The 9491-nt window shown below is 69.9% G+C and carries 7 protein-coding genes and 2 pseudogenes; 4 read left to right on the top strand and 5 right to left on the bottom strand.

From position 1 onward, the window contains the following. Window positions 1-81, top strand: a pseudogene (locus tag IE271_RS42620) (oxidoreductase); the annotation flags it as partial. Between the two features lie 165 nt (window positions 82-246). Here IE271_RS42620 and IE271_RS34845 read toward each other — a convergent pair. The 4 genes and pseudogenes from IE271_RS34845 to IE271_RS34830 all read right to left on the bottom strand — a co-directional run. Continuing rightward, window positions 247-880: pseudogene (locus IE271_RS34845) on the bottom strand (hypothetical protein); the annotation flags it as partial. 146 nt (window positions 881-1026) lie between these two features. Further along, window positions 1027-1476, bottom strand: a complete 450-nt coding sequence (locus IE271_RS34840) for an SUKH-3 domain-containing protein (RefSeq protein ID WP_190194478.1) — start codon at window positions 1474-1476, stop codon at window positions 1027-1029. 408 nt (window positions 1477-1884) lie between these two features. Beyond that, window positions 1885-2064 (bottom strand): hypothetical protein, encoded by a 180-nt coding sequence (locus IE271_RS34835; protein WP_190194477.1) that lies wholly within the window; start codon window positions 2062-2064, stop codon window positions 1885-1887. Between the two features lie 1451 nt (window positions 2065-3515). Then, the gene (locus tag IE271_RS34830) at window positions 3516-4712 is read right to left on the bottom strand and encodes an RNA-guided endonuclease InsQ/TnpB family protein (RefSeq protein ID WP_190194476.1); all 1197 of its coding nucleotides are present in this window, start codon (window positions 4710-4712) and stop codon (window positions 3516-3518) included. Between the two features lie 154 nt (window positions 4713-4866). On the opposite strand from IE271_RS34830, the gene IE271_RS34825 reads away from it, so the two are divergent. Beyond that, window positions 4867-5367: a GNAT family N-acetyltransferase gene (locus IE271_RS34825; protein ID WP_190194475.1), complete on the top strand. Its 501-nt coding sequence runs from the start codon at window positions 4867-4869 to the stop codon at window positions 5365-5367. A gap of 287 nt (window positions 5368-5654) precedes the next feature. On the opposite strand, the gene IE271_RS34820 is transcribed toward IE271_RS34825, so the two are convergent. Further along, window positions 5655-5840 (bottom strand): hypothetical protein, encoded by a 186-nt coding sequence (locus IE271_RS34820; protein WP_190194474.1) that lies wholly within the window; start codon window positions 5838-5840, stop codon window positions 5655-5657. A 632-nt stretch (window positions 5841-6472) separates the two neighbouring features. Here IE271_RS34820 and IE271_RS42615 point away from each other — a divergent pair. Together IE271_RS42615 and IE271_RS34810 are read left to right on the top strand one after the other, a co-directional pair. Continuing rightward, window positions 6473-8215, top strand: a complete 1743-nt coding sequence (locus IE271_RS42615) for an SMI1/KNR4 family protein (protein WP_308435237.1) — start codon at window positions 6473-6475, stop codon at window positions 8213-8215. Between the two features lie 216 nt (window positions 8216-8431). Next, window positions 8432-9355 carry an MBL fold metallo-hydrolase gene (locus IE271_RS34810; protein WP_190194473.1) on the top strand — a complete coding sequence of 308 codons (924 nt, stop codon included), beginning with the start codon at window positions 8432-8434 and terminating at the stop codon, window positions 9353-9355. Window positions 9356-9491: the final 136 nt, after the last annotated feature.

The raw sequence follows: 9491 nt of genomic DNA, 5'->3' as shown, positions 1-9491 counted from the left end.
GCCGAGCGCGACGGCACCTACGACGACCTCGTCGCACAGCGCTCCCAGGCCCTGGCCATGCTTCCCGGCCGCCAAGGCTGACACCCTTCCCGGCCCGCCATCGACGGCTTCCTCACCCGTCGCCCCTGAGCAGCCACGTGCCCTGGACGAGGACCCCGCCCTCGAACGGCCCCGTCCAGGCGACCCGCTCCGCCGGACGACGACGGTTCAGCGGCGGACGCCTCCGAGGCGAGCGTACTGACGAGCCCCGGGTGTGTTCCGCGGCGAGCAGCCGGTAGCGGCCGAGCAGGGCCTCGCCGTCCGCCAGCCAGTCGGCATCCGGAACGCGTTCCAGGACCCGTCCGTCCCGCGCCGTCCGCAGCCAGTGGACGAGCAGCTCGTCGCCGAACGGCTGCCATACGGCGAGTGCCCCGCGCTGCGTCTCGACGGCCGTGTCGGGCCGTCGTCGTGTCAAGGTGCCGACGGTCTCGGAGACGGTGTAGCGGTGGACGGTCGCGGTGGCGTCCGGCGCGGGCTCGCCGGTCGGGCGGGGCAGGAAGCGCAGCCGACCGGCGAACGGCTCCAGGTCGGCGACGAGGCCGAGCGCCGCGTCGGTCTCCCCGTGCCGGACCAGCCAGGCCACGGTGAGCAGCGCGACCTCCTCGGGCACGCCGATCTCGTAGTGGCCGCTGTCCAGCCGGGCCCACAGCCAGGCGAGTCCGGGCTCGGTGAGGCAGTGCGCGAAGAGCGCGCGCCGCTCAGCGGGCACCCCGAAACTCCGCGCAGCCTCGGTCTCGTACGCCTGGAGCGGACCACCTGCGCCGGCGGTCCCGGTGGCGAAGCCGCCCTGCAACACCTCGAGAGTCACCCAGGGCGGAAGCCCGTCCACGGGCGTCCGCAGGGCGGCCGCGGAGCTCCGGTGTCGTGGAGGACCACGTCGACCGGATCAAGATGCTCGGCCGCCGGAATGCTCGGTCGCGCAGGAGGCGGGCTCCTCCGCAAACACGTCCTGCTCGCCGAGTCACCGTGTCGGCGGGCCTGGTCCGACTACATGTGTTCGTCGTCGACCCTGCGGGGCATCACGCCGAGGATCAGATGGGCGAGGGCGTGCGGCATCGGCCCGAAGGTGGCGACCCAGGTCTCGACGAGGCAGATCTCACTGTCCTCGTCGATCCCCAGGAAGAACCGGCCGTGATCGAGCTCGCCGAGCGGGAAGAGACGCCTCCCCAGAACCTCGCTCCACTCGGAGAACCGGTCGTCCTCGCCCGCAGCCGGCTCCGGGTCCAGTGCGAATGGTTCCCGGGCGCGGTTGATCCCCGGCCCCCTGAAGGGCACGGTCAGCCCCCCGAACTCCTGGAGAAACGTCTCCGCGGCGTCGTGCATGACGATGCCGACCGCTTCGAACGTGGACCGCCACCCGGCCGTGTCGACCCGCCTGCCCGCCGTCCACCCCGAAGCCTCCAGGACCTCGAGCACCTCCGGCGACCATTCGCCCATGACGGACCCGACCCCTTCGATGCGAAGTATGGATAAGCGCGGCATCGGCGCCCTCGCGCCACGAGAAGCGCGATGATCATTCCACCTCAAGGTCCCGAACAGCGTCACCGTCCGGCGGCAGCACTGCGTGCCGGCACCGGGCGGTGTCGTCTTCGAACAACAAGTGGTGTGAGATCCCACGGACGAAGCGAGAGTGTGATCGCCCGTCTGCGGGGCCTGATGCAGACGGCGGGGCAGGCAGGGGCGATGACGGACCGGAGTCGGACGAATGCCGGCGCGAGCCGCTACCCGGCCACCGCCCCGAACTGCAACGACGCAGCCGATCTCCAACCGAAGGGTTCGGAGGACGTGCTCGCACGCTGCCCGTCAGTGGGCCGAAGTGCTCGGCTGCTGGGTCGGAAATGCTGGTCAGTTCTTCTTCGGCCGCGGGGTGGGTGGCGACAGCAGCACGCTGCCACAGCCGCCCGCGAGCGCGATGGCTCCGCACTCGCGGGAGTCACGGAAGACTCCGTCGGCCTCGACCGGGTTCAGTGCCGACTCGATGTCGACGTCCGTGACGTCCTGGACGATCTGCCCCGAAGCAGCCATGATATCTCCTCTTTTCTGGACGAACGGGTTGTTCTCCATGTCGCAGTGCACCTTATGAATCCCGGGGGCGCAAAAGGATCACTTGGTGCCCGTCCGCCAGGCGGACCGGAAGCTCGGTAAACGCACTGCATTCTCCTGGTGTATCTGATAGCAGGGTTCCGTCAGGGGTCGTCCTGCAACCGTGTGATCCTGCATGCGAGCCCGTCACCGGCGTTTCCGAAAACCGCTCGGCGACGGGAACGCCCGACAGCGGAAAACGAGGGCGCCGGGCGATGTCAGGCGCTGCCGAGTCGGTCGCCGCAGCGCCTGATGCACGCACAGCGCTGCGGGCATCGGCCATACGGCCGACGTCCGGTCGATGGAGTGCTGACCACTCGTGAGGCAGGGCCAAGTGGCGTCAACCGTACGGGCGTACGGCCCGGCTGCTGCACATGCGCGGCCCCGCCTCATGCCGGCTCTCGGCCGCCGACCGCGGACGTCCGGCCATGTGCCGGACGATGAGCGCAGGCTTGCAGGGCACCCGCCTGGCATCAAGGAACATGCGCACGGTCCTCGTGTCCACACGGGGCGAATAAAAAGCGGTAAACCCTATTCCTCGGAAAACGCTGAACTGCATTGGCAGATGCCCGGTACAGCCTTTTCTTCGGTCGTACCGGGCATCCGGACATCGCTGTGTTCAGCGTCAGGCCGTCACCCTCACCTTCTCCTCGAGAATGCTGTCCTGTGGGCCGGCTTTCCACTACCGTCGGCCGCAGTGGCGCGCCCCGTAGGGCAATGGCGCAGTCTCCTTCAGGACCGCTGACGCATATCGTGTCCCTCTCCTCCAATAGCGCGAAACATGATGGGCGCGGATATACCGATCCATGAGGTTGGTACCTCACGCGCCCGGGGCGCCCTCATGTCGGACGGCGACGAGGTCGCCTGCGACAGGACGCCAGGCGCCCTGCCCGCTGGTCAGGGGTACGAGAACGGCTGCGACACCGGCGAGTCCCTGGAGTGCGCCGGTGATGACGCACCGGCGGCCGTCCAGGTGGGGCGAACTCCTCCGAGCGCACCGACCGCGTCGGCCGCCGGTGCGCGAGGACGCGGTTGCAGCGCAGGAAGGACGCTTTGCCGTCGGGGCGGCGGGTGCGGCGTGGGCGTCCTGCCACTGTCGGCCGGCTGGACGGCCGCCGCACCGGCGTGTCGATCGACGCCCTGAGTGGCTTGGCAGGGCGTTCCCGGTGAGCAGGGCCGGGGTGCGCGGGGAGCGGCCCGGTTCTCGGGCAGGGCACTCCGATGCGCCGTGGCACGCCGATCCTTGCGCACGTCCCGAAGGCCCACGGAGTCATGGACGAGGCAGTGACCCAGGCGCGTAGCGGGAGTGGATCAGGACACTCGTTCAGGCCCTGGCATGCCTCATGTGATGCTGACGTCTTGACTTTCTCCCCCTCCTGAGGGGAGGGGGATTCCTACGGCTCGCGCCGCAGGGGTTTCTGCTTCGTCGCCGACCGCCCGCCCGGAGTGCTCCGTTGAGGTCTTACACCAGCTCCACAGACGGACGCCGTCAGCCCGACGGCCAGAATGTTCTTCGCCGCGTTCACGTCCCGGTCGTGCACCGCCCCGCACCCGCACACCCACTCGCGAACGCTCAGCGGCATGGTGTTCTGCATGGTGCCGCAGGCGGAGCAGAGTTTGGAGGAGGGGAAGAAGCGGTCGACCGCGATCACGTCGCGGCCGTACCAGGCGGCCTTGTACTCCAGCATGCGGCGGAACTCCGCCCAGGCCGCATCACTGATCGCACGGGCCAGGGTGTGGTTCTTCACCAGGTTCCGAACAGCGAGGTCCTCGATCACGATCGTTTGGTTGTCACGAACGAGCCGAGTGGTCAGCTGGTGCAGATGATCGCGCCGGCGGTCGACGATGCGGGCGTAGACCTTGGCGACCTTCCGCCGCGCCTTGGCCCGGTTGGCGCCGTCGCCCCTGGCCTTGCGGGCCAGGTTGCGCTGGGCCCTGGCCAGCCGGGCCCGGTCGCGGCGCTCGTGCCGGGGATTGGCGACCTTCTCACCCGTGGACAGGGTCAGCAGGTGATCGAGTCCGACGTCGACACCCACGCACGTGTCGGTGGCGGGCAGCGGCTGGACGCAGGGGTCCTCGCACAGCAGCGAGACGAACCAGCGGCCCGCCGCGTCCTGCGACACGGTCACCGTGGACGGCTTCGCCCCCGCGGGCAGCGGGCGCGACCAGACGATGGCCAGCGGCTGCGCCGTCTTCGCCAGGGTCAGCTTTCCGTCCCGGAACCGGAACGCACGGGCGGTGTACTCCGCCGACCTGCGCGACCTCTTCTTCGACGTGAACCGCGGATACCGCGCCCGCTTGCCGAAGAAGTGCGTGAACGCCGTCTGCAGATGCCGCAAGGCCTGCTGCAGCGGCACCGAGGACACCTCGTTGAGAAACGCCAGTTCCTCGGTCTTCTTCCACGCCGTCAGCATCGCCGACGTCGCGTTGTAATTCACCCGCTCCTGTCGCGCCCACGCCTCGGTGCGGGCGGCCAGCGCCAGGTTGTAGACCTTGCGGACGCAGCCGAACGTGCGCGACAACTCCGCCGCCTGCTCGTCCGTGGGATGGAAGCGGTACCGAAAGGCCCGCTTCACCTGCGCCGTGGCCATACCCACAAGCTAGCGGGATGACGATTGAAGGCCAAACCTGCGGGTCAGAGCACGGTCTTTCGCCCCGGCGGCGAAACCCCGCTTTCCGCCCTGCTCCGCAGGTGTTTCGTTTCCTCCCCCGGCTGAAGCCGGGGGTATCCACGAAAGGAATCCGATGACTGATCACCGCGAGGTCGCCGTCGTCCGCTGGCCGGGCCGGGGCTCTTCCGCCCGGAATGGGCCGGCCGAGCTGCTGGAGGCCTACCACCTGCAGACACAGGCCGAGAAAGGCGAGACCGTCGCCGGTGTGGACGAGCTGCCGAACCGCTACCGGGCAGAGATCCTGGATCCACGGGTCGCGTTCGCCGATGATGTCGTGCTGCTGGCGCTGAGCGGGGACACCGCGGTGGGCTGCCTGGTGGTGACCGCCCCCGTCAACGGACGATCCGAACTCAAGAGGCTCTGGACGGCCCCGGCGTTCCGTGGGTCGGGTGTCGCGTCCGGCCTGGTCGGTGCCGCCCTCGCGCATGCTGCGGAAAGCGGCGTCAGTGCGGTGCGGTTGTCGGTGTGGAGGTGGCGGGCAGGCGCGATAGCCCTGTACGAGCGGCTCGGATTCACCGTCACCGAGTCATGGGACGAGCGGGACCGGCTGGTCTGTATGGAGCGCGCTGTGTGAGCGGCCGCAGCCGCTCGTCGACGGCTGCGACGGGGACGGCCGCCCCGTGGCGGACCACGAGTCCGTCGTGGCGTGTCACCACGGCGCGGTGCCCTTTGAGACGGTCGGTGCCGTACTCCGCCGCGTGATGCTCACGGTAGTCGGCCGGGTCGACCTTCGACGGTCGGCCCGGCAGCGGCACGGCAGGGGCTGTGGTCGCACGGTCCGGGGACCGTGTCAGAGGTGCGTTCCCGCAGGGTGCTCGTCGAGGGGCCTCAAGCGCCCCACGGTTGGTTCGAAAACCTTTGTCAGCTCTTCTTCGGTCGCGGGGTGGGAGGTGACAGCAGCACGCTGCCGGAGCCGCCCGCGAGCGCGAGGGCCGCGCACTGGCGGGAGTCGCGGAAGACGCCGTCAGCCTCGGGAGGGCTCAGTTCCGCTTCGATGTCGATGTTGACGTCCGCGACGTCCTGGACCTTTTGTTCGGCGATGGTCATGACATCGACCTCTTTCCGGGAGAAATGGTATTTTCCCTCCCTTCCAGTGCACCTCTCGGGCCCCGAAAACGCAAGTGTCCCACTGAGACCGACCGGCCAAGCGGAGTGCGGAAACGGTGAGTTGCCCGCAGGACTTCTCCAAGATCCTCTTTTCTTGCTCGGACGGGTGGTGAAGGGCCGAGTCTCGGTCGGCTTGTCATGCGCCGACAATGAACGGCGGCCCGCCTCGACACCGAGCGGCCGCGAGTGCGGCTGCTGTCCCACCATGTGCCGCGCACTCGTCGCCTGAGCCCGCCCGTCTGCTCGCCGTCGGCCACGAGTGGACAGGCGCTGGTCACGAGGGTGGGAAGAGGTGCGGCCGGGCAGGAAGGCAGCCGTTTCCGCACCGTAAGGGAAGGGGGTGAAAGGCGAGGGCCCAAGGCATGCGCCGCTTCAGGCCCTCGCTGGTCGCGCACCCGTATGAGCTCGGACGGGGTCCCGACACGCGACGCTTGCTCCAACGCCCCCTTCCCGCGATGGGTCACGCCGGCCGGGAGCGCGGTCCCGGGCGCGCGCCCTCGTGCACGCTGGCGCGCCGGTGAGTGTCAGAGGGGAATGCCATCATCGGCCCATGACCGTGACTCCCGTGGCGGATTCCTGGCGGCGGATCGATTCCTGGCTCGCCGCGCACGCTCGCCTCCCCGCGTCCGGGGGCCTCGCAGGAGGCCACCCGTGCTGCGGCCGCCGAGCTGGGGGTGGAGTTCCCCGCTGAGCTGGTCGCGTCCTTGCGGCAGCACGACGGTGCCCTCCTCGGCGAGGGGAGCTTCACCTTTCCCGGCTACGAGCCGCTGTCCCTCGCCTCGCTCGTGAAGGACGACCGGATGCGCCGCGAGGTGTGGGGCAGGCACGGTGAGGAGATGCCGTTCGAGGGCTACTGGCACCATCAGTACGTCACCCTCGCCCGCAGCGGCCGCACGGATGCGCTCGTCCTGGACTGCCGCGAAGGCGAGTCGTTCGGGGCGGTGGGGGTGCACATCAAGGGCGAGGGGACGGAGTTCGGGCAGTGGCCGGGCCTTGCTGCTCTCCTGCAGGGGCTCGCGGACTGTCTGGAGCACGGAAGCGTCCTGGAGCTGGACGGACGTCATGTACCGATCGTCGAGCAGGAGATGCTGCTGTGGGAAAGGGTCCACGAGCCGCGCCCGGCGCCCCGGTCCGTGCTCGATCTGGCGGCCGCTGTCCCGCCGCCGGCCGTGACCTCGCCGCACGACACGTCCGGCGATGCCGCGGCGGAGGACATGTGGGCAAGCGGGTACGACGCGTTCTGCCTCGTCTTCGTACACGCTGTGGACGAGGGCGAACTGCTGCGCCGATACGGGGCGCTGCCCGCCACCCGGCACCGGCGGTCACGGCAGCAGGCACACGCGGAGGCGCGTACGGACATGACGCAGAACCGCGCGGGGCTTTTCCCGGTGGTCCGTGTGGGTGTCCGCGGCGAGTGGGCGTTCGGGATCGAGGAAGGACACCGCCAGGGCGTACGGAGCGAGGTCCTGCGTCGTGTCTCCCACGGCACCCGCGCGGTGGCCGTCGGCTTCTTCCACGGCACCACCACGATGTCCTTCTTCGACCACGGCGAACTGGTCACGGTCTATGACACCGGGCGCGCCTTCCGGCTGGACGGCGAGCGCGACCCGTTCGAGATCGTCCCCGGGCTGCCGCCGCACGACGAATCGGCGCTGCGGCATCGGGGCGGGGGCCTCCTGCTGCCGCCGGGGCCGGAACGGCCCACACCTGCACAGCAGCGGACGAAGCTGCGGGAGGTGCGCGACGCGGTCTTCCTCCACTTCGGCATCGACCTGCCACCGGACGCCCTGACGGGGGAACTCGACAGCGCGCACCTGCTTCCCGTCCTTCCGGACGGCCGTCGCCCGGTGCCCGTGCCGAACACGCTGTCCTCCCTGGTCGACGCGGCACCACCCGTTCGCCTGCGTCGCGTTCTCGCCGCGCAGACGGCAAGCCTGGCCGCCGAGACCGGCCTCGACGGCTACGGCGAGATCGCTGACGTACTGCCACAGGTGGGGCAGGAGGCAGGCCCCGACTTCACGGATGATTCCGGGCTCGGTCTGCGGCTGCGCCGCACAGTCGCAGAGGCCGAGGCGGCGCGGGGTCCGCTGCGGGACGCCGAGGGACGACCGCTGATCGACCACCAGGAAGTTCTGGCCTGGCAGGATCGTGCGGAGGCAGCGCTCGCCCTGGCCGACGCGCTCACCCGGCCGCCCCAGGAGTCACTCGGCTGGATCCTCCACCTGCGCCAGGACCCGCACTGGCGGCAAGAGGTGCGAAGGCAGCTGACGGACGACAGCCCCGCCCCGGACCGAACCTCGCGGTCAAGCCACTGACCTGGGTAGTTCTCCACGACCTACCGAGGCCGTCACAGCCGCGTTCGTCCGGGCCGCAGTCCACGGCCCCGGCCACCCGAACGAACCGACCGCCCCGCACACACGATGGAGGCCAGCGGACGGCTCTCACTCAGAACCTCCATGCTGAGACGTACACGTATCAACGAGGTACTTCTGATTATTGAGCGTCTTGCGGCATGTTCATACGGTCGAAGCATGCAGACAATCACCTTGGGAGACTTCGAGATCACCCGTGTCACCGAGTGGCACGGCCGTTTCGCGCCGGTCGGCGTGCTGTTCCCCTCCATCCCCGCCGACGCCTGGCAAGAACACCGGGCCTGGCTGGACCCGCACTTCTGGGATGCCGCGACCGGCGACTACCAGGCCCACATGCAGACCTGGGTGCTGCGAGGGCGGGGCCGCACGATCCTGGTGGACACCGGGCTGGGCAACGACAAGCCGCGCGGCCACGGCCTGCTGGCCAACCGCGACGGCGACTTCCTGCACCGGCTCGCCGCGATCGGCGTGCGGCCCGAAGACGTGGACACGGTCGTCAACACCCATCTGCACACCGACCACGTCGGGTGGAACACCCGGCTGGAGAACGGAGAGTGGGCACCGACGTTCCCCAACGCCCGGTACCTGATGCACAAGGCCGACTTCGACTACTGGAACCCTGTCAACAACATCCCCCGCAAGTCGGACTTCGGCGACCCCGCCGACAGCAGGGCGTGCTTCGACGACAGCGTGCTCCCCGTTCACCGGGCCGGCCAGGCCCTGCTGTGGGAAGGCACCGAGCACCCCATCGACGCCGGACTGTCCCTCCACCTCGCTCCCGGGCACACCCCCGGTTCCACGGTGCTCAAGCTGCGCTCCGGCACGGATCGCGCCTTCTTCGTCGGGGACCTCGTCCACACGCCGCTGCAGTTCCTCACGCCCGACCACGACACCTGCCTGAGCGAAGACCGGCGTCAGGCGGCCAGGAGCCGCCGCCGCATGATGGAGGAGGCCGCCGACACCAACGCCCTCATCGTCCCGGCCCATCTGGGCGGCGCCGGAGCGGCCGAAGTCGCCCGCGAGGGAGAGGGCTTCGCCATCAAGAAGTGGGCGCCCCTGACCGCACCGGCGGCGAAGGACTGACGCCCGCCGCGCCCGGGGCCGCGCCGCCGGGCCGACACACCCCGTGGGGCGCCGCCACGGGCGGTGCCTCCGGCGGGCGCCCGCTCGGGGGCCTGCCCCCTGTCCCACCCGCCGCTTCCCGGAAGGGGCGACATGT

It is taken from the genome of Streptomyces minutiscleroticus (assembly GCF_014650875.1).
GTDB classification, from domain to species: domain Bacteria; phylum Actinomycetota; class Actinomycetes; order Streptomycetales; family Streptomycetaceae; genus Streptomyces; species Streptomyces minutiscleroticus.
This window is presented reverse-complemented; position numbering and strand designations above follow the sequence as displayed.